This is a genomic window from Intrasporangium oryzae NRRL B-24470 (assembly GCF_000576595.1).
Lineage (GTDB): Bacteria > Actinomycetota > Actinomycetes > Actinomycetales > Dermatophilaceae > Intrasporangium_C > Intrasporangium_C oryzae.
On the sequence record NZ_AWSA01000029.1, the window covers coordinates 1 to 19,714 of the forward strand.

Consider the following 19,714-nt stretch of genomic DNA (forward strand, 5'->3'; position numbering starts at 1 on the left):
ACGCGAATCAATTAGCAGACACGCCCTAGTCCCAGTGAAACAGAATCTGGTGCCTCAACGCCAAACGGCCGCAGGGCGTACCGCCATGCGGATGGTTGGGCGGACGTCTTCGGGGGGTCGACGAGGGACGGCGCGCCCTCAGGCGTGGCCGGTCGGGGCCTCGCGCGGCGCCTCACTGTCGGGCGCGACTGCGTCGGCCGGCGCGCCTCCGGTGGCCACGACGACGACCGTGACGTTGTCGCGCCCGCCTGCTTCGACGGCGCGGCGCACGAGCTCGTCGGCCACGGCCTGGGCGTCGACGAGCACCTCGCCTCCTGCCTCGGTGAGGATGCCCTCGATCTCGGCGTCGGTGAGCTCGTTGGACAGCCCGTCGGAGCAGAGGACGAACACCTGGCCGGGCTGCGGCGGCAACAGCCAGACGTCGACGGAGCGCAGGGCCGGGCGTCCGAGGACGCGGGTGACGACGTTGCGTCCGGGATGCCACCGCGCCTGCTCGGGCGTGATGATCCCGCTGTCGACGAGCTCCTGGACGTGGGAGTGGTCGACGGTGACCTGGGCCAGCCGGCCGTCCGCGAACCGGTACGTGCGGGAGTCGCCGACGTTGAAGACGGCCCACTCGCGACCGCCCTCTCCCCGGACGACGGCGAGGCCGGTCACGGTCGTGCCCATCCCCGACCGGGCAGGGTGCTCGGCGACCGAGTCGAGGATGCGCCGGTTGGCCTCCCCGACCTGCGCGACGAGGTCGTCGACGCTGAGGTCGGGGCGGCCGGCGAGCTCGGCGACGGCATCGACGGCGATCCGGCTCGCGACCTCACCCGCGGCGTGGCCGCCCATGCCGTCGGCGACGACGAACACGCCGCCCTCGGCGCGGGCGGCGTCCTCGTTGTGCGAGCGCACCCGACCGACGTCCGTCGCGACGCCGACCGACCACGGGGGTTCGCCGGAGCGGCCGGCGGAGTCGTCTGCCGGGGACTCTGCGGAAGGCGCTGCCGAGGGCTCTGCTGACGGCTCTCCGGAGGGGCCCGAGGAGTCGGGGGTCATGCTCCGGGGACCTCGTTCACGCGCGGAGCCACTGCCCCGCGGCGCAGGCTCTCCCACTGCACGGGCGACATCGTGACCCCCTTCCCGGGCAGCCGGCGCCACCCGCTGCACCAGAGCGTAGGCCCGAGGCCGGGCCCGGGCCACGCCGGCTACACCGGACGCGAGCGCGTCGCCGGGCGGCTGGGGTCATCGCGCTGACGGCTGGGCGGCCTCCCGCACGGCTCCGGGCACGCGCGGGCAGGCATGGACGACCGCCACGGTCAGGCGCGGAACACCTGCCACGAGGGCTCGCTCGGCCCGGTGCGCCAGCTCGTGGGCCTCGGTGAGCGAGGTGGCAGGGTCGATCTCGATCTCGGCGTCGGCGTGGAGCGCGTGACCGATCCAGCGCATCCGGAGGCGGTGGACCTCGGTGACGCCGGGCAGGGACGAGAGGGCCGCCTCACCCTGATCGAGCAGCTCAGGCTCGACGCCGTCCATGAGCCGTCGGAAGATGTCGCGGGCCGTCGTGCGGAGCACGAGGAGGATCGCCACGGTGATGACCAGGCCGACGACCGGGTCTGCGAGCGGCCAGCCGAGGGCCACGCCTCCGGCTCCGATCAGGACCGCGAGGGACGTGAGCCCGTCGGTGCGGGCGTGGTGGCCGTCGGCCACGAGCGCCGCCGAGCCGATCGCGCGACCCTCGCGGATCCGGTAGATCGCGACGAGCTCGTTGCCGACGAAGCCGACGAAGCCGGCGACGGCGACCCAGCCGAGGTGCTGGACGGGCGCGGGGTGCACGAGCCGGGTGAGGGCCTCGTAGCCCGCGACCGCGGCGGACACCGCGATCATCGCGATGACGAACAGCCCCGCGAGGTCCTCCGCGCGACCGAACCCGTAGGTGTAGCGCCGCGTCGGCAGGCGTCGGCCGATGACGAATGCCGTCCACAGCGGGACAGCGGTCAAGGCGTCGGAGAAGTTGTGGATCGTGTCGGCGAGGAGGGCGACCGATCCCGAGACGACGACCACGGCGAGCTGGAGGACCGCGGTGACGAGCAGCCCGACGAGGCTGATCTTCACGGCACGTATGCCGCGGGCGCTCGTCTCGAGGGCCGCGTCGACCGACTCGGCGGCGTCATGGGAGTGCGGGGTGACGGCGTGCGCCAGCCGTGACCAGAGCGAGTCGCCGTGGTCGTGCCCGTGGTCATGGCCGTGGTCATGGTCGTGCCGGTGGTCCCCGTGATCGGTCGCGTGGCTCATGAGGCGCCTCCCTGCAGTTCTCGGATCGTGGGCACGTCGTCTCGGTGGTGGCGGGGATGGTCGGTCATCACGTGCTCGGCGTTGTCGACGGCGTCGCGCACCAGCTGCTCGACGTGCGCGTTCTCGACGCGGTAGAAGACCTGGGTGCCGTCGCGGCGTCCTCGGACGAGGCGGGCGATGCGCAGCTTCGCGAGGTGCTGGGAGACGGCCGGGCCGGGCTTTCCGAGCCTCCGGGCCAGCTCGTTGACCGAGAGCTCCCCGTCGAGCAGCTCCCAGAGGAGACGGACGCGAGTCACGTCGGACAGCATCCTGAACACCTCGACGGCGAGCTCGGCCTGCTCGATCTCGAGCTCGGGCCGGTCGATACCTGCATTCATGCGCAGATATTAACCGAGGCGCCTGAGCCGCCTTCCCCGGTTATCCTCAGCCGCGGTCGCCGGCCTCACGCTCGGCCCACCACGCGAGCAGCTTCTCGCGGGCGGCGTCCTTGCCGATCGGCCCGTCGTCGAGCCGCACCGAGAGGAGGTACTTGTACGCCTCGCCGAGGACGGGTCCGGGCTTGATCCCGAGCGCCTGGGCGATCTCGTTGCCGTCGAGCTCGGGGCGCACCGCGGCGAGCTCCTCCTCGGCGGCGAGCTTGGCGATGCGGGCCTCGAGGTCGTCGTAGGCCGTCCGGAGCCGCTGGGCCTTGCGAGCGTTGCGCGTCGTGCTGTCGCTCCGGGTCAGCCGGTGGAGGCGCGGCAGGAGCGGCCCGGCGTCGGTGACGTAGCGGCGCACGGCCGAGTCGGTCCACTGCCCGTCGCCGTAGCCGTGGAAGCGCAGGTGGAGCTCGACGAGCCGGGCGACCTGCTTGGTCGTGTCCTTGTCGAAGCGCATCGCCTTCATCCGCTTGCTCGTCAGCTTGGCACCGACGAGCTCGTGGTGGTGGAAGGAGACCCCGCCTCCGGGCTCGAAGCGTCGCGTGGCGGGCTTGCCGATGTCGTGGAAGAGGGCGGCGAGGCGCAGCACGAGGTCGGGCCCGGGCACCGACTCCGGCGGGCCGTCGGCCGGGCCCTCGAGGTCGATGGCCTGCTCGAGGACGATGAGCGAGTGCTCGTAGACGTCCTTGTGGCGGTGGTGCTCGTCGAGCTCGAGACGCAGGGCGGGCAGCTCGGGCACGAAGACGTCGGCGAGCCCGGTGTCGACGAGGAGCGTGAGCCCGACGCGCGGACGGGGTGACAGGAGGAGCTTGGTGAACTCGTCGCGGATCCGCTCGGCCGAGACGATCTCGAGGCTCTGCGCCCGGTCGGTCATGGCGGCCCGCACCTCCGGCGCCACCTCGAAGCCGAGCTGCGACGCGAACCGGGCTGCCCGCAGCATGCGCAGGGGGTCGTCAGCGAAGGACTCCTCCGGGGCGGCCGGCGTCATGAGGCGGCGGGCGGCCAGGTCGGCGAGCCCGCCGTGGACGTCGACGAACTCGAGGCTCGGCAGGCGGATCGCCATCGCGTTGACGGAGAAGTCGCGCCGCCCGAGGTCGCCCTCGAGCGTGTCGCCGAACATCACCTCGGGCTTGCGCGAGGTCCGGTCGTAGACGTCGGCGCGGTAGGTCGTGATCTCGATCGTGTGCTCGCCCTTGCGCAGCCCGATCGTGCCGAACTCCCGGCCGATGTCCCAGTGCGCGTCGGCCCAGCCGAGCACCGCCTCGATGATCTCGTCAGGGCTCGCGTCCGTCGTCAGGTCGAGGTCCGGAGAGACCCGCCCGAGGAAGGCGTCGCGCACGGGTCCGCCGACGAGGGCCAGCTCGTGACCCGTCCGGGCGAAACGCTCCCCCAGCTCGGTGAGGAGCGGGAGCACGGGCGCGAGTCGCGCGACGGCGCCCTTGAGGAGCGCGACGTTCACGACGTCGTTCGCGACGCCGACGGAGGGCGCAGACGTCGTCGAGGAGGTCGAGGCGGGACGGTCAGGCATCCCCCAAGCCTAGGTGAGCCGCATACGTGCCTCGGTATGCCGCTGAGCCGGCCCCGCGCCCGGGCTCGGTCCGCGCATGTCGGGCCACCCGTCCGGGGCCGCTCACTCACGCGAGAGCGCGTCCCTCAGGTCTGCGTGGACGAAGACGTTGCGGGACACCTCGGTCCCGAGCGCGACGGCGAGGGAGGAGAGGTCGGTGACACCCGCGACGAGCCGCGCGATCGGATCGACGAGCCCGGACCGCAGCAGGTCCCTGTCGACGACACCGCCCGCCGCGCCCAGGTCGAGAGCGCGAAGCGCCTGCACTGACACGCCGTGGACCCGCTCGGCCCGGATTCGCACCTGGTACTGCCTCAAGGTCGTCGGCGCGGGATCGGTGGCGGGCGTGAAGGCGATGGTGACGAGGAGCGCGGCGAACGAGGACTCCCGCTGCAGCGTGACCATCGCCAGGACGGGGTGCCCACCGCGCGTCCAGGTCCTGCCCCGCCGACGGAAGCCCCGCGGAGCGAGCACCTCGTCGAGCAGGTCGACCAGCACCCGTTCGACGCCGTCGAGAGGGCGCGTCACCGCTCCAGTCCCAGGCTCAGGTACTTCCTCGCCTCACGCCTCGTCAGTCGCGACGAGGGCCCGGTGGCGAGACGCTGCGCGGCCTCGCCGAACCCGGTCACGCGATACTTCCGCAGCCCCGTGAGGACGGTCGCGTTCACCTCGTCGTCGTCCAGGTGCGCCGCACCGAGACGAGCAGCCGTCGCGGCCTTGCCCACATCGAGGGCAAACGAGGCCCAGCACTGCCGTCCCTTGCCGAGGGGCGTCCGCGCGACGAACCCCTCCAGAGCTCGAGGCACCTCCGACTCGGGCTGCAGCCTTCGGAGCCGCGGCATCGCCAGGCCCCTCACGCGCTCCCCCAGCTCCCATGCGGACATCTCGTGCGTGAGCCAGTCGGGCGCGCCGTCCAGACCCTTCATGCTGATCCCGCGCGGCGCCACGCGACACCACGCCTCGAGCTCATGGCCGACCGCTTCGAAGGACCGCCCGTACCGTGCGTCATCTGCGCCAGCCGCCAGCCCCTGCAGCAGGTCCTGGACCGCGGTCTCGAGCGCCGCCTTCGCAACGGTCGATGCGTCCACCTCTCGAGCACTCACCCCAGAACGCTACCGATGCCCGGCCGATCGAAGGTCAGGCCGACGTCGCGCGGCGAGCGACCGCTGTTGTTCCTGCGATCCAGGTCGGCGCCCGCAGCGACCAAGAGTCGGATCAGCTGCGGTTCACCTCCCCGGAACACGAAGACCGCTCGCCACAGCGGGGTGTTGCCGTGGACGTCCTGCGCATCGACCGGTGCACCCGCAGCGATCAGCACCCGCGCCGCCTCGACTGCTCCTGTTGGCAGGACAGGTGGAGCGGCGTCATGAGCGCCCGGTCCACCGCGCCTACGTCTGCGCCGTCGGAGATCAGGCGCACGATGGCTGGTACGTCTCCGTCGACCGCGGCGTAGTGCAGCGCCGTCCGCCCCTGCTGGTCACGATTCACCGCGACTCCTCGGACGCGGAGCTGGGTTGACCATCCAGGAGCCGCTCCAGTTCCTCGGGCATGAAGGACTGCTGGTAGCTGCCATCGAGCAGACCGATCGCGCGGGCCTCCTCGACCCCAAGAAGACGCATCTCCCCAGATGCCGTCTCGGCCGCACCGAACTCGCCGAGATCGACGCCGGGCCATGCCGGTTCAGGCGAGTGGTAGATCTCCGGGTCGGACGGGAACAGCGCCAGAAGGGCCTCGTCATGGCCCACGACCGTCCAGGCACCCGAGACGACCAAACGGTCGTCGGTGTAGACCGGCAGCCGCCGTGCGGGCGCCGGCACGGGCAGCGACCCGATGACCCTCGGGACCGGGACCGTCCCCTCGACGACACCGAGGGCCGTGCCGAAGCGGTTTCGGGCGAGCACCGAGGCCAGGTGGTAGCCACCACTCGAGGCCGGGATCGCCAGGACGTCGCCGACCTTGGGCCTCCGGGCCCGGGGGACGTCGACCGTCAGGCTCGTCACGCTGCCGGCGCCGACGTCGGCGAGTGCTCCCCCCCAACGTTGAAGCGCCGCGGTGAGCCTCGACGAGAGCTCGTTCGGGTCGGCGATTCCGTCGTCCCGTCGCTCGCCGTCGCGCGCTAGGAGCGAGAGCAGGTCGGACGCGTCGACGAAGACCGCGTCGTCCAGCTCCCCGACCGCCGACTGCCGAGGGCCCCGGTACGGGACCCCACCCTCCATCAATGCGGTGAAGGTGACACGTGAGGAGAGCGGTCCGAGGGCGGCCCAGCCGAGGATCTCGAGGAGCTCCGCCAGCGTCGGCCGGCGCCCTACCTGCTCGGCGAAATCCGCGGCAACCCCCGCCAATGCGTGGGCCGCGTCATGCAGCCGATTGTCTGGCAACCTGGAACTCATCAGCATCCTCCACCATCCACGAAGCCTTCGTACTCGGCCCTCTTGCCTTCGGCTAGTGGATTCTGACGGTTGCCGCGATAGTTGTCTCCGTCGCGCCCGATGTAGGTCCCATATTGTTCCGAAAGCCGTTGCTCCATCAGCCGCGCCTCGCCATAGGTGCGATTACCGGGTATGACTTTCATCTTGTCGCCATTCGCCGGATTGAAGCGGTTGTTGTTGCTCGCGTGGCGAGACTGCACCCCGGCCGGGGTATCCCCCGGTCCGAACATTCCGGAGTAGTAGGGAGAGCCTCCCGCATCGAGCAACATGTAGTTGCTGTACCCGGAACGGTTTAGGTAGTTGAACCTGCCATCCCCATCGTTGTGCACCAGGACGGGGTTGCCGCCGACCATCACGAAGTAGGTGTGGAGGCCCTCGACGGTCAGGTTGTACGCAGGTCCGCGGTAGGTCGTGGAGCCGTCCAGGCCAACCACCGCGACGGTCGCGCCGGCTGCAGTCCGGACGAGGTCACCGCGGTCGAAGTCCTGGATCTGTTCCCATTCCCCATCGGTGACGTTCCAGAACGGGTGGTCTTCCGTCGTGACAACGGAGCCGTCCTTGGTGTCGAGGCGAGTCAGGTCATCGACATGCGGCCACGTGTGGGTAACCCGGCGGGTTCCTTCCTCGCCCGTCTCGGGATCCAGCGCGACAACGTCGTCGCCGGGCTGGATGTCCTTGATCTTCTTGGTCGACCCGTCGGCCATCAAGACCAAGGTGTCGCCGGAGAAGCTGAGCTTGCAGACGTCCCCGGCGGCTTCCGAGGCGGTCTTCGCGGCCCGTTCGGCGTCAGCGGCGGCATCCGCAGCGCTCATCGCCTTCTGCGCCTCGACCAGCTCGTCACCGGCCTTGAACCAGCCCTTGACCGCGTCGATCGCCTCACCCGCCAGACGCCACAGCCGGCCCGCGAGCTCAGCGCCCTTCTCCCACTTCCACGGCAGGCCGTACTTCGACAGCAGCTTCCCGGCCATGCCGCCCGCGAAGCTCGACAGGATGTTCACCGCGGTCGCGCCACACGCGCCGAGGTCACCGTTGACGAAGCAGTTCAGACCGTCCGTGATCCCGAGCTCGTCCGCCGCGATCTTGACGACCTCCTTGACGGCAGACTTGATCCGCTCCTTGGTCTGCTCCCGCTTCGCCGTCGCAGCGTTGACCCGGGTCTGCGCCTCCTGCTGAGCCGGCGTCGGCTCTGCCTTGGGCGGGCTCGCCTTCGACTTCGCCTGCGAGGCGCACCCGCAGCCGCCGCCGTCCTCAGCCGGGTACATCAGGCCCGACGGGTCGGACGTCGTCGCGGGAGAGTTGTTCGCGTAGTTATAGGCGTTGAGCGTGGCCGGGTTGCCCATGTCCACCATCGGGTCGACCGAGATGAACCGACCGATGACCGGGTCGTACTCTCGCGCCCCCAGATGCGTCAGGCCGGTGCTGTCGTCGAGCGTCCCGCCGACGAAACCGCGCTGTCCGACCCAGGCCGTGGGGCTCGAGCCGCGGACGTTCCCGAACGGGTCCATCCGCCGCCGGGTCAGGTCCCCGGTCTCGCCGTCGACCTGGATCGACTCCGTCCCGTGGTGGTCACCCACGAGGAACTGGACGCCGCCGCTCGTCCGGACCGCCACCGTCTTGGCGTTGAAGACGTAGTACCGGGTGGTGGCACGCAGGTTGGTCGCCGTGTCGAGGCGGATCTCGGTGTTGTCGAGGTAGAGCGTCGTCGCACCCGGCTCACGCCGGATCAGACGCTCGCCGTTGGCGTCGTAGAGGAAGCTCGTCGTCCCCTTGACGCTGTCGACGATGCTCGAGACGTGGCCTTCGGCGTCCCAGATGAGGGTCTGCGTGCCCGGCCCGTTGGGCCGCTGCACCGTGTTACCGGCCTCGTCGGGAGAGTAGGTCCCGCTCGTCGGCCCCGCGGGTCCGTCGGTCGTCACGCCCGTCGCGAAGTGCGGTCGGGTCTGCCCCGGCAGCGGGTAGGTGAGAGTCTGCGTCGTGGTGCCGGCGCTCGACCGTGAGGTCAGCGTCGTCCGGTTGCCCGTGACGTCGTACCCGTACTCCTGCCAGTACGGTGCAGACCCGCCCAGCGCAGGGACGGAGGGGGCTGTCGTGCACGGATCCGTGGCCGGGGTCCATGCCTGGGTGAGCCGCCGCAGGTAGTCGTAGCCGAAGCACTGCCGGTCGGTGCCGAGGGCTCCGGCGTCGTCGACGATCGACGTGACGTTGCCGGCCAGGTCGTACACGTAGGACGTGATGCTGTCCGGCGCCGTTGTGCCGTCCCGGTCGACGCGGACGGACGTGAGCCGGCGCGTCCCCTCCTCGTACTCCACCGTCTCGTAGGTGTTGAGGTTCGGCGTGTTGCCCATCGAGTACTGGGTGATCTCGCCGTAGGGCGAGTACGTCGTGCCGTTGACGATCGCGCCGTAGCCGGCCAGCCGAACCGGCTGGCCCAGCGCGTCATAGGTGTAGTCGAGCGTCTCGCCCACGATGCCCGGGAGCTTCGGCAGGGTCATCGATCGGATGCCGCCGTCGAGGTTGTACGCCAGCGACGTCGTGTAGGTGCCGCCGAGCGCGCCCTCTGTGGTCGGGATCGTGACCGTGTTGCCCGTCGGGCGGTAGGCCACGTCGTACCCGGTCACGGCATTCGTGTAGGCGTTCCCGTTGTCGTACCGCGTCGCCGAGGTGAGCTTGCCCTTGGCGCCCGCCAGAGTGTCGTAGAGCCACGACGCGAGCTTCGGACCCGTCAGGGAGTCCTGGTACATCGCCGTCGTGCGGTCGCCGAGGTCGTAGTCGAAGGCGAGGACCTTGCCGCGGGCGTCCTTGACGGTCGCGACCCGGTCGGCCGAGTCGTAGGTCGTGGTCGTGACGCCCTTGTCCGGGTCGCTCGTCCGGGTGGCACGACCGAGGAGGTCGTAGTCGTAGGTCCACTCGTTGCCGGCCGGGTCCTTGACGCTGTCGATCTTGCCGCCAGGCTCGTACGCGTAGGTCGTCACATCTGCGGGCCCGCTCGGCGTCGTTCCCTTGTACTGCAGGAGCTCCACCGGCCTGCCGTGAGCGTCAGTCACCGTCGTCGTCGGCGTGCCGCCGGCCGGCGGGGTGACGCTGGTCCGGTCACCGCCGTAGGTCGTCGTCGTCCGCCACTTCTCGATGTTGTGGGAGGAGAAGATGGCATCGACCGGCCGGTTCGCCCCGTCGTACGTCGTCACCGACATCGCGGGCGCCTGCTGCTCGTTGACCGCGAACAGCGTCCCGCCGGGGGCGGCAGTGTCGTACGACGGCCCGATCTGCTTGGCCGCGTTGCCACGGACGTCGTACAGCGTGTCGGTGATCAGGCGCCCGGTTCCCGTCGCCGCCGGCGTCTGGGTCTGCCGCTGGCGCAGGAGACCGTCGAAGATCGCGTACCGCGTCGTGTAGCCGCCGCTGTTGGTCAGCTCCTTGGAGGTGACGACGGTCGGGGAGGTCTTGGACACGGCATACGAGAACTGCGCCGTCGCCGTGGCCCCCGAGGCCTTGTCCCGACCGGGCGCCCACACGCCGGTCAGGCGACCGAGGGAGTCGAACGACAGGTCGGTCCGGCGGCCGTTGACATCCACCTCGGCGACGTTTGCGCCGAAGGCGGGGTTGACGGTCGAGGTGTTGGCGAAGCCGAGCGCGTTCGTCGTCTTCATCGCCGTCACCGGACCGCCGGTTGCGGGCGTGTACTCGACGGTGCTCGTCTTCTTGTCCGAGGCGTCGTAGGTGCCCGTCACACGCCCGTGCACGTCGTAGTCGAAACGGCCGCGGAGCGCATAGACCGGGCCCGTCGTCCACCCCGAGATGGCCTCGAGGCGGGTCTGGTTCCCTCGGGTCGGGGCAGCCCCCCACGCGAGGGAGTCGTAGAACGTCCGCGTGTCGCTCACGACCTGCGCCGGCCGGGACGGCGTCGTCGCGCACTTCACGGAGACGGTCTCGGATCGCGATGTGCGGTCGACGATCCATGCCGTGGTGTTGCGCGCGTAGGTGAGGCGGGTGCATAGGTCGTCCGCGTTGGTCGAGACGTCGCCGAGGTCCTCGACCTGCGTGGGTGTTCCGTACGTGCTCTCATACGTCGTCGAGGTCTGCGTCCGGCGGTACCCGCCCGCCGCGAGCGCGGTCCGGGTCCGGACCTTCGCGGTCTTGAGGAACCGGGCCTCGTCCGTGCCGTCGCTGGCGATGACCCCGGAGATCCACGGGTCGTTGATCGTCCCCGTGACTTCGGCGCCGCCGACGCCGTCGTACGTGATGTGCTCGCGCTGGAAGCCGCTCAACCGGCCGTCGTCGGTCAGGGCGACGCCCTCGGAGTCGGTGACGGACGCGCTTCGCTTTGCTCCTCCGGGCAGCGGGTCACCGTCCATGCCGCGCATGAAGGTGTAGCTGTCCAGGGTCTGCCTGCCCGGCTCACCCGAGCGCACGTTGACCTTGGCGTACCCGCGCCAGTCGCTGTACGTGCGGTACTTCGGCTGGCTCAGCTCGTTGTCGTCGTAGTGCCACGCCGGCTCGCCCGCGTAGTCGTAGTACGTGGCCTGGTCGGGTGCATCCGTCGTCAGGTCGTCGACCACGAGCGACGACACCAGGTACTTGTGGAAGTAGTTGAGCGTGGGGTTGAGGTCGCCCGGCGCGCTCCAGTAGACCGGGAAGCAGCGCTTGATGTCGTTCGAGGGAGAGGCGGGCATGTTGCTGCCCGGGACACACTCGGCCGGCGTGTAGTTGACGTTGACGCTCGTCCCCGACTCGGTGCGCACGTTGGCGATGCGCCACTTGATGAGCGGCGGGGCGTTGTCCAGACCGTCCACGCGGTTCGGCATCTGGGTGCCGGTGAACGTCACCGGCGGGAGCTCGATGGCGGTGCCGTCGAGGCCCGTGTGGGTGACCTTCGCCAACCACAGGGCGGCCGTGGTCCCGTCCCCGGGGTCGGGGAAGGACTGGTCGAGGTCCCACTTGTCGACGCTCTTGTATGCCGTGCCGGACAGGTACTGGGTCGTCACCGTCACGAGCCGCTTGCGTGAGAAGAAGGACGGCGAGACCCGGTTCGTGCAGGTCGTCGTCGAGGTGCAGATCTGGTCGAAGGGGACGTCCGGCCACTTGGCGGCGTTCGTCGACGTGAGCAGGGACGGGTCGCAGGTGAACGTCGAGTTGGGAATGCACCGCTCGGCTGTCGTGAAGAGGACCTGCATCGGCGCCGTGGTCGTCGCCTCCGAGCCCTTGCGCTCGCCGTACTCGACCCGGGCGAGGTAGCCCCCCCGCACGTAGCTCGACACCGCCGTGTTGTTGTTGCGCCCGTAGGAGTTGGTCTCGGGCGTGTAGAAGTACGTCATCGTGTTTCCGTCGGGATCGACGACGTAGTCGAGGTTCCAGCGCCAGGCCTGCGTGCAGTAGGACGCGGCATACGTGCTCTGGTGGCACGGCTCCCCGGACTGGTTGCCGAAGACCGGGACGGTCCACGTGGAGTTCGTGTTGACCGTGTCGGCGGCGTAGCGCTTGCCCGCGCCGAAGAAGTACTGGGTGCCGTCCGAGGCGGTGAACTTCCAGTACTCGGTGTCGTTGTCGCTGTTGGTGCCCCCGGTCAGGCGCTCGATCTTCGAGCCGTCGGCGTTCTTCAGCGTGAAGCCGGAGGCCGTCTTGACGAGCTCGCTCGAGTGGCCAGCGAGGGAAAGCGTCGCGTTGTCGCTCTTCCAGCACTGGTCATACGTCTTCGTCGTGTTGTTCCCGCCGGTCATGTCGTCGGCGCACGTGACGTACTTGCGCTCGATGAACCCCGGCTCGAGGGTGAAGCCCTCACCGACCCACCCGGCCTGGTTGTTCGTCGATGCGGTCCGACCGTCGACCGACCCCGACGAGTAGTCCAGCGCGAGCGAGGGGGTCGGTCCGTTCACCGCGGGTGGTACGCGAAGCGGATAGGACCACGTGAAGTCGCCGTTCTGGAGGTTGACCTGCCACGTCGACGACTGGGACAGCGAGGTGGCCGAGTAGCTGCCGGCGCTGCCCTCAGGCGCGGCGACCAGGGCCAGCGTCGTCATCGTGGTCAGCGACACGTCGGCTGAGGCGGTCTTCGACGTCGTGTCGTTGACCGTCTTCAGCGCGGTTCCCTGGCACTGTGCCGAGGCGGACGCGAGGTCACAGCCGCCCAGGTCGACGAGCCGCAGCCGGCTGGCCCAGTCGCCGCCGTATGCCGTCGCGAACGCGGCGTAGTCGACCGACACCCGCACCCGGTCCGCACCGCGACTCGTCGAGGTGTGGTCACCGGACACGCTGAAGGCGAGCCCGTTGACCCCGGCCTTCTCAGCACGCGCGTGGTCGAGGACCGAGACCTCGACGGACCCCGAGGCAGCGGCTCCCGCTCCCGCGGCTCGGCCGACCGACACCGGAGTGCCCGCGACCCGGACCGGTGCGACGCCGGACCCGAGGGCGACAGAGCCACGCGCGGCCCCGGGCCAGCTCGCGAGGGACGGCCTCTTCGACGCCGCCTGTGCGGTGGCGTCGACGACCGGGGTCACCTTCGGGGTGAAGGCCCGTCCGGGCACGGGAGTTTCCTGCTTGACGGCAGGAGCCTCATGACGCGCCGTGGACGCTGCGGCTGTCGGTGGCGGGACGACGAAGGTCGTGGCGATGAGGGCGCCGACGACGGCCCCACTCAAGGACATCGACGCCCCGCGGCGCGTGAACCGTGACATGACTCCCCCGTTTCTGGGTAGGCGCACATGGCGCCTGGTCTGGGTGTGAGCAGGGCGGTGCAGTGGTGGTGCGGACCGGGAGAGGGCGGGCTCGCGCACCGCCCTCTCCCCTCGGGTCAGGGCTCGATCGAGGCGTAGGTGTAGATGAGGTCGTCGTCGCCCCAGCCGTCGAGCGAGACGACCTCATCGACGTCGCCCGACCAGGCCGCGCTCGCGGCGCCGTTCAGGTAGACCCGGCCCAGCTGGACAGCAGAGGTTCCGGCGAGGCTGGACGTGGTGGCAGGAAGGGCGCCGGTCGCCTGCTCCACCCCGTCGACGACGAGGTCGAGGGTGTGGGTGGCCGCTTCATAGCGCCCGGCGACGTGCTTCCACTCTCCCGGCTGGACGTTGATCTCGGTCCAGGTGAGGACCTTCTCGCCACCCGAGGGGTTCGGCATCCCGAAGACCCACTCGACGTCGAAGGTCCCGAGGGAGTTCGCGGTGACCTTGTTGACGCCGAGGTAGAACGCGGACGCCGTCGTGCTTGCCGCCTCCTGGAGGATGACCTGACGCGTCGTCGTCGCCTCGGGCCGCACCTTCGCCATGACGGTGAAGTTGTTGGCGGTCTTGACGTTCGTCGTCGCCGACCCGGTCGTGGCCACGACGCCGGGGCTGAGGTCGAGGGCTCGGTCGACGACGGTCACGCAGTCGGCGGGATCCTCGGGCGTGCAGACCTGGTCCTTCTCACCGACGATCCAGGCGAAGCCGCCGGACAGGGTGAACGGGTTGGTCCGGACCTTGCTGTCGGCGGTCGACCCGGCGCCCTCGTTGAGAGCCCACCGGTCGGCCGGCTTGGCGCCGTCGACGACGAACGTGAACGCGTCCTTCGGGCTGACGTTGCCTGCCGCGTCATACGCCCAGGCGCGCACGACCTGAGGCCCGGTGGCACTCGGGGTGATCGTGAACTGGCGGGTCGTCATGTCCAGGGCCGTCACCGGCGCATCGATGTTGAGCGACCACTTCGCGCTCTTGGCATCGGTCGGGAGCGTCACGGTGAACGTCACGGGCGTCGCCATGGCGATCGTGCCCGGGTCCTGGATGACCGGAGGGGTCGGAGCGCTCGTGTCGATGGTCAGCTCGCAGAAGGGTGAGTAGCTGCTCCAGTCGTGGCCGTCCCAGGTGCGCACCCGCCACTTGTAGGTCTTGAGGTTGGTGAGCGTGAAAGCGGTCGACGGGGAGAAGTCCGCGTTGGCCGTCTTGGTCACCGACGTCTTCTGGATGTTCGGCGTCGACGTCGTGTTCGTGATGTCGAACACGTCGAACTGGCCGTAGACGCTGTCGTTGTCGACGTCGTTGAGTCGGGCCACGAGAACCGGGGTCGGGTCGTTGACGACCGGCCGCGCCGAACCCGTGACACACGTGGTGCTCGGGCTGGTCGTCTTCATGCCCGAGGCTGCGGGCGTCGACGGCTTGGTGTTGTACTCGATGGACAGCTTGACGTCGCTGCGGAACCGACGCCACGCGAGAGGATCGGTCTCGTCCGTCGCCTTGAGACCGAAGTACATCGCCGGGGCTCCCGCGGCTGCATACGTCGCGACGCCGGTGGTGACGTTGAAGTCGTACGAGCGGCCCGCGGAGTAGCAGTCCGAGCGCCCCGCCGCCGTGGAGATCGTGGTCAGCTTGGCCTGCCAGTCACCGGTGGACGAGACCGAGCTCCCGTTGGTCCAGTTCGTGGAGCTCGAGAAGGCCCCAGTTCGCCAGGCCTCGACGGTCTCGCTGTTGCACTGCGAGGCGTACGTCTCGTACGCCGTCATCGTCGCCTTGAGGATGTGGGTCTTGGAAACACCCGACGGCGTCGTGAACCGGAAGAAGAGGCGCTTGCGCGACCAGCCGCTGAAGTTCTGGTAGCCGGAGCCCTGGTCACCCGACCAGTTGTAGTACTCCTGGTCGGGGTAGGCGGCGTCGATCATGGCCCGCGAGTACTGGGCGGCCGACTTCGTCGGGTCGATGTAGACGGGGTAGACCGTGTCGGCACTGTCGAGCATCGACGCGTCGGGGGTGAGGGCGATCGCGCGCGCCGTGACGCCCTGAGCCACGGGCCGGACGTGGTCGTTGTCGAGAGGTCCGACGGCGCGGCCGTCCTGCCCGCCGCCCCGCGGGCCCTGCGGCGCGGCGTTGCCACGCGAGTCCCACATCGTCGCGCGAGAGCTGGTGAAGACCTCGGCACCGTTGTCGCCGACGACGGTGTAGCCACCGTCGTCCATGGGGGCCGTCCTGCCGTGGGTGATGTCCAGGCCGAGGCGCAGCTGGCGAACGGCGGGGTTCGACGCGGCCTTCCGGTCCTTGACGACCACGACCTCTCGATAGCCGTCCGGGACCGCCGTGACCACCACGTCGACCCCCGGCAGCACCTCGGGGTAGGTCGCCGACGGCCCCACCAGGATCGGCGTCGGCAGCGTCCCCGTCCACGAGAGAGCAGACGACGTCCCGTTGCGGCGGATCGTGGCGAGCGGTGCGCTCCCGCCCCCCGAGAAGGCCACGTCGAGGGCACCGGCCCGGGGCCGCACGAGGCCGTCGGCGCCGACCTTCAGGGTGAGGTCGAGATCGACCCACGTGCCCCCACTCCTGGCGCGGACCGGCTGGGTGTGCAGCTCGGCCGTGGTCGTGCCGTCGGGATTGGCGAAGAACTGCTCGCTCTCGGTCGTGAGGTCGGTCGCCTCGACACGCTCGCCGAGGCTTCGCGCGAGCAGACCGGCCTGGGCGAGGTTGCCGTGGGCCGGAGGCGTCGGCGACGGAGCGCTCGTGTCGGCGAGGGTCGGGCTCGCGCCGAGGGCGGTCACCGCGGCCAAGGCGACGACGAGACCGGCTGCGCGGGTAGCGGGTAGGGCGATCACGGCAAGTTCCCCCTGATGAACCTGATCACTGGCCCCTGTGGCCGGCGAGTCGCAATCTAGGGGCGTGATGATTTTGCGGCAAGAGTCCCGTTACGCACCGCATGTCGCCCTTGCCGGACCTGTCCGCAGGCGATTCGCCTCTCGTTCGTCCGACCGGAGCGAGCGGGCGAAATCGCTTGTCTCACAGAGGAATCTCAGACTTCTAACAGGCTCTGTCCAACGACGTCGGGGCGCCACTCGAGGTGTCCCACGAGGCCCACTGGAGTGGCTCGAGCCGTCCGCGTGAAAGGTAAATTCTTCTCCAGGAAATGGTCTGGCTTTCGCAAACCTCTGTGGGCCTGCCCCCGAGGGCGCGTCGCGCCGAGAGCCGGCCCAGCGGCATACGGCCCCTCCGTATGCCGCTCGGCACGTGCGTGAGGCACGCGTGGTGACGTCCACGGCTGAGAGGTTTCGGGGCCGAGTCGTTATGGTGGCGATGTGACCGCGCAGCCCATTCCCAGCCACGTGCAGGGGAGGCGTCTGCCCGCGGTCGAGGAGCGCTCTGCCGGAGGGATCATCGTCGACGTCCGGGAGGGCCTGGCCCTCATCGCGATCATCGCCCGGCGCAACCGCGCCGGGAAGGTCGAGTGGTGCCTGCCCAAGGGTCACGTCGAGCCGGGTGAGACCCTGGTCGAGACCGCAGCCCGTGAGGTCGCCGAGGAGACTGGCATCATCGGGCGCGTGCTCATCGAGCTCGGCACCATCGACTACTGGTTCGCGACCTCGACCAAGCGCGTCCACAAGTACGTGCACCACTACCTTCTCGAGGCCACCGGCGGGGAGCTGACCATCGACAACGACCCCGACCACGAGGCGATCGACGTCGCGTGGATGCGCCTCGACGAGGTCCACCGGCGGCTCACCTTCCCCAACGAACGTCGCATCGCTCAGGCGGCGTGGAACCGGTTGGCAGGGACGACGTGAACCATCGGGGGTCACGGCGCACCGGGCGCCGAGCGGCCGCCCTCGTCACGCCCGTCTCGCTGCTGCTCGCCCTCTTCGCCGCCCTGGCGGCCGCCCCGGCGGTGACCGGCAGCGGCGCGATGGTGGTCGTCGCGTCCACGGAGGCTGCGCCCGTCGGGAAGACCCCGGACGCCCTGCCGAAGGTCGTCCCCGACGCCAACCGGGCCATCATCACCCTCACCGCCGTCACACCCACCGTCGTCGCCCCCGGGGACGAGGTCGTCATCCGGGGCACGCTCACGGCGCCCGCCTCGGGGCCCCTCACCGGCCCGAGCCTGCGGGTCGTCCTCGGCACCGCTGACCTGACCCAGCGCGCCGCGATCGACGCCTGGTCCCGGGGCACGACTGCGGCGGCCGGTCGCGAGCTCGTCTCCACGCCGGTCGGGAGCGTGGCGGCCGGGCAGACCAAGCCGTTCACCGTGACGCTCCCAGCGGGGAAGGTGAGGTCCACCGAGGCCTTCGCCCCGCTCCCGATCTCGATCGAGGTCGACCAGGAGGGCGCCACCGTCCCGACCGGCGTGACGCGGACCTTCCTGGCCTGGCAGCAGCGCAAGGAGTACGTCCCCCTCCAGCTCGCGGCGGTCCTGCCCGTGACGCTCGATCCCGAGCTCGACCTGTTCTCCCGCAACACGGCGACCCGCGAGGCGGCCTGGCGCCGGACGATCGGCCCCGACTCCCGGATCCGGCGGATCGTCGACGGGACGAAGGGCACGCCCGTCACGCTCGCCGTCGACCCGTCGGTCTTCGGACCCGACACGGGTCTTCCGGCGCCGACGAAGGCGCCCTCCGCCACGGCGACCACCCCCACCGGGTCCTCGACGGACGCGGGCACACCGACGAGCCCGTCACCGACGCAGACCGGCCAGGCCGACAGCGTCACGGCCCTGTCCGACCAGCTCGCCGCGCAGCTGCGGGGCCACTCGCTCTGGGCCCTGCCCTACGCGGACGCCGACCTCGCCGCGACGGTGACGGTCGATCCCACCAACTCGCTCATGCGCCACCTCGTCAACCGGTCGTCGATCGTCGACGCCACCGTCGGGGAGAAGACGAGACGCGACATCGCCTGGCCCGTCGACGGCCTGCTGCCCCCCGGTCGCGAGCGCGGGCTCAAGACGCTCTTCTCCGCGACGACCGTCCGCAAGCCCGCCGGGATCGTCGTCAACGAGCAGGCCGTGACCAGCTCGACGGCATACACCCCCACGGCGAGGCGGGTCACCGCCTCGGGGACCCCGCTCCTCGCCTACGACGAGCGGCTCTCCGCCCTCCTGCCGAACCGTTCCGAGGCCACCCCGGTGCTCTCGACGCAGCGGTTCCTCGCCGAGACGCTCGTGCTCGTCCGCGAGCGCCCCGGCACCCCACGGTCCGTGCTCCTCGCCGCCCCGCGCACGTACGACCCCGACGAGAGCGGCCTCGCCTCGTTCCTCGCGACGGCGACGAACGTGCCGTGGCTGCAGCCCGTCGACGCGTCGTCGCTCCTCGCCCGGGGCGGGGGCGACAAGCCCGTCCCGGCCCAGGTGCCGGCCCGTCCCGTCCCGTCCGACGCACCTCCGCCCACGCTCACGGCCGCCCGGCTCAGGCTCATGGCCGCCCAGCGCGAGACGCTCCTGCGGGTCGCGACGGTCCTCGAGGACGGAGAGGCCTTCGCACGCACCTACGGAGAGCTGCTCGACGAGCTCGCGAGCGTCCGCTGGCGCTACGAGCCGGAGGCGTGGACCACGCTCGCCAACTCCGTCATCGCCGACACCCGGGCCGCGACGAGCGCCATCCGGGTCGTCGGCCGGACCGTCAACTTCCTCGCCGAGAACGGCACCCTCCAGGTGACCGTCGAGAACGGCCTCGACTATGCCGTCGACGACATCCGCCTGCGTCTCGAGCCGACGAACCCGCGCCTCCAGGTCGTCGAGCAACCCGGCCCGATCACGATCGGGCCGGGGTCGAAGACGAACGTCCCCGTGCGGATCCGGGCCGTCGCGGCCGGGCGGGCCGACATCCGCGCCTACCTCACGACGTCCGACGGGACGCCGATCGGCTCGCCCGCGGTCATCCCGGTGACGGCCAACCCGATCGACGGGACGATCTACTGGGTCGGCGGCATCCTCGTCGGGCTCGTCCTGCTCGCCGGCGTCGCGCGGACGATCTGGCGCGGCACGTCGCGGATCGACGAGATCGGTGACATCGACGTCCTCGAGGGCGACCTCGAGGACGCCTCGGCCGCACCCCCCGCCGGGCAGGCAGGGGACTCCGGGTCGGAGGCCTTCGACGAGCCCTCCGGCGCCTCGCGGGACGAGACCACGTCGGGCGCCAGGCCCGGGTCGGCGACGCACGAAAGGGCGAAGCGCGACGACGAGGCGTGACGCTCCTGACGTCGTCTCGCCCTAGGATGGCCGCAGAGCGACGCGAAGCGGGAGGCATCCCACCGGGTGGCTCACCAGACGACGACATCACGACGACATCACGACAACACGAGACGACGACGAGC

Annotated in this window: 13 protein-coding genes; 2 read left to right on the forward strand and 11 right to left on the reverse strand. The window is 70.4% G+C overall.

Going from position 1 to position 19,714, the window contains the following annotated elements; all coding sequences use genetic code 11:
• Nucleotides 1-138: 138 nt before the first annotated feature.
• The 11 genes from N865_RS13545 to N865_RS13590 all read right to left on the reverse strand — a co-directional run bounded on the left by N865_RS13545 (nt 139) and on the right by N865_RS13590 (nt 16,233).
• Entirely contained in the window at nt 139-897 is a 759-nt protein-coding gene (locus N865_RS13545; RefSeq protein WP_051510572.1) for a PP2C family protein-serine/threonine phosphatase, read from the reverse strand.
• A gap of 330 nt (nt 898-1,227) precedes the next feature.
• On the reverse strand, nt 1,228-2,277 hold the full coding sequence (locus tag N865_RS13550) for a cation diffusion facilitator family transporter (protein ID WP_034806938.1): 1,050 nt from the start codon (nt 2,275-2,277) through the stop codon (nt 1,228-1,230).
• Nucleotides 2,274-2,654: an ArsR/SmtB family transcription factor gene (locus N865_RS13555; protein WP_034806940.1), complete on the reverse strand. Its 381-nt coding sequence runs from the start codon at nt 2,652-2,654 to the stop codon at nt 2,274-2,276. Before N865_RS13555 ends, N865_RS13550 begins: the two co-directional genes overlap by 4 nt.
• Nucleotides 2,655-2,700: 46 nt before the next feature.
• Complete coding sequence (locus N865_RS13560) at nt 2,701-4,224, reverse strand: CCA tRNA nucleotidyltransferase (protein ID WP_084328220.1); 1,524 nt, start codon at nt 4,222-4,224, stop codon at nt 2,701-2,703.
• A 102-nt stretch (nt 4,225-4,326) separates the two neighbouring features.
• Nucleotides 4,327-4,791 carry a hypothetical protein gene (locus tag N865_RS13565; RefSeq protein WP_034806942.1) on the reverse strand — a complete coding sequence of 155 codons (465 nt, stop codon included), beginning with the start codon at nt 4,789-4,791 and terminating at the stop codon, nt 4,327-4,329.
• Nucleotides 4,788-5,366 carry a hypothetical protein gene (locus tag N865_RS13570; protein ID WP_157557701.1) on the reverse strand — a complete coding sequence of 193 codons (579 nt, stop codon included), beginning with the start codon at nt 5,364-5,366 and terminating at the stop codon, nt 4,788-4,790. The genes N865_RS13565 and N865_RS13570 overlap by 4 nt, the downstream gene beginning before the upstream one ends.
• The gene (locus N865_RS21845; protein WP_051510568.1) at nt 5,363-5,581 is read right to left on the reverse strand and encodes an ankyrin repeat domain-containing protein; all 219 of its coding nucleotides are present in this window, start codon (nt 5,579-5,581) and stop codon (nt 5,363-5,365) included. The genes N865_RS13570 and N865_RS21845 overlap by 4 nt, the downstream gene beginning before the upstream one ends.
• Nucleotides 5,575-5,751 carry an ankyrin repeat domain-containing protein gene (locus N865_RS23045; RefSeq protein ID WP_169735745.1) on the reverse strand — a complete coding sequence of 59 codons (177 nt, stop codon included), beginning with the start codon at nt 5,749-5,751 and terminating at the stop codon, nt 5,575-5,577. Before N865_RS23045 ends, N865_RS21845 begins: the two co-directional genes overlap by 7 nt.
• Nucleotides 5,748-6,653, reverse strand: coding sequence for a hypothetical protein (locus N865_RS23050; RefSeq protein WP_169735746.1), 906 nt, complete (start codon nt 6,651-6,653; stop codon nt 5,748-5,750). Before N865_RS23050 ends, N865_RS23045 begins: the two co-directional genes overlap by 4 nt.
• Entirely contained in the window at nt 6,653-13,360 is a 6,708-nt protein-coding gene (locus tag N865_RS13585; protein WP_051510569.1) for an RHS repeat-associated core domain-containing protein, read from the reverse strand. The genes N865_RS23050 and N865_RS13585 overlap by 1 nt, the downstream gene beginning before the upstream one ends.
• 116 nt (nt 13,361-13,476) lie before the next feature.
• Nucleotides 13,477-16,233: a LamG-like jellyroll fold domain-containing protein gene (locus tag N865_RS13590; protein WP_034806947.1), complete on the reverse strand. Its 2,757-nt coding sequence runs from the start codon at nt 16,231-16,233 to the stop codon at nt 13,477-13,479.
• Nucleotides 16,234-16,710: 477 nt separating this feature from the next.
• Between N865_RS13590 and N865_RS13595 the strand changes: the two genes are divergently transcribed.
• Nucleotides 16,711-17,196 carry an NUDIX hydrolase gene (locus tag N865_RS13595; protein WP_034806949.1) on the forward strand — a complete coding sequence of 162 codons (486 nt, stop codon included), beginning with the start codon at nt 16,711-16,713 and terminating at the stop codon, nt 17,194-17,196.
• Entirely contained in the window at nt 17,193-19,589 is a 2,397-nt protein-coding gene (locus N865_RS13600) for a DUF6049 family protein (RefSeq protein ID WP_084328223.1), read from the forward strand. The genes N865_RS13595 and N865_RS13600 overlap by 4 nt, the downstream gene beginning before the upstream one ends.
• Nucleotides 19,590-19,714 lie beyond the last annotated feature (125 nt).

Excerpts from the sequence above, each read along its gene's own strand:
- N865_RS13550 (WP_034806938.1), bottom strand. The coding sequence starts at position 2,277 with ATGAGCCACGCGACCGATCACGGGGACCACCGGCACGACCATGACCAC.
- N865_RS13555 (WP_034806940.1), bottom strand. The coding sequence starts at position 2,654 with ATGAATGCAGGTATCGACCGGCCCGAGCTCGAGATCGAGCAGGCCGAG.
- N865_RS13560 (WP_084328220.1), bottom strand. The coding sequence starts at position 4,224 with ATGCCTGACCGTCCCGCCTCGACCTCCTCGACGACGTCTGCGCCCTCC.
- N865_RS23050 (WP_169735746.1), bottom strand. The coding sequence starts at position 6,653 with ATGAGTTCCAGGTTGCCAGACAATCGGCTGCATGACGCGGCCCACGCA.
- N865_RS13585 (WP_051510569.1), bottom strand. The coding sequence starts at position 13,360 with ATGTCACGGTTCACGCGCCGCGGGGCGTCGATGTCCTTGAGTGGGGCC.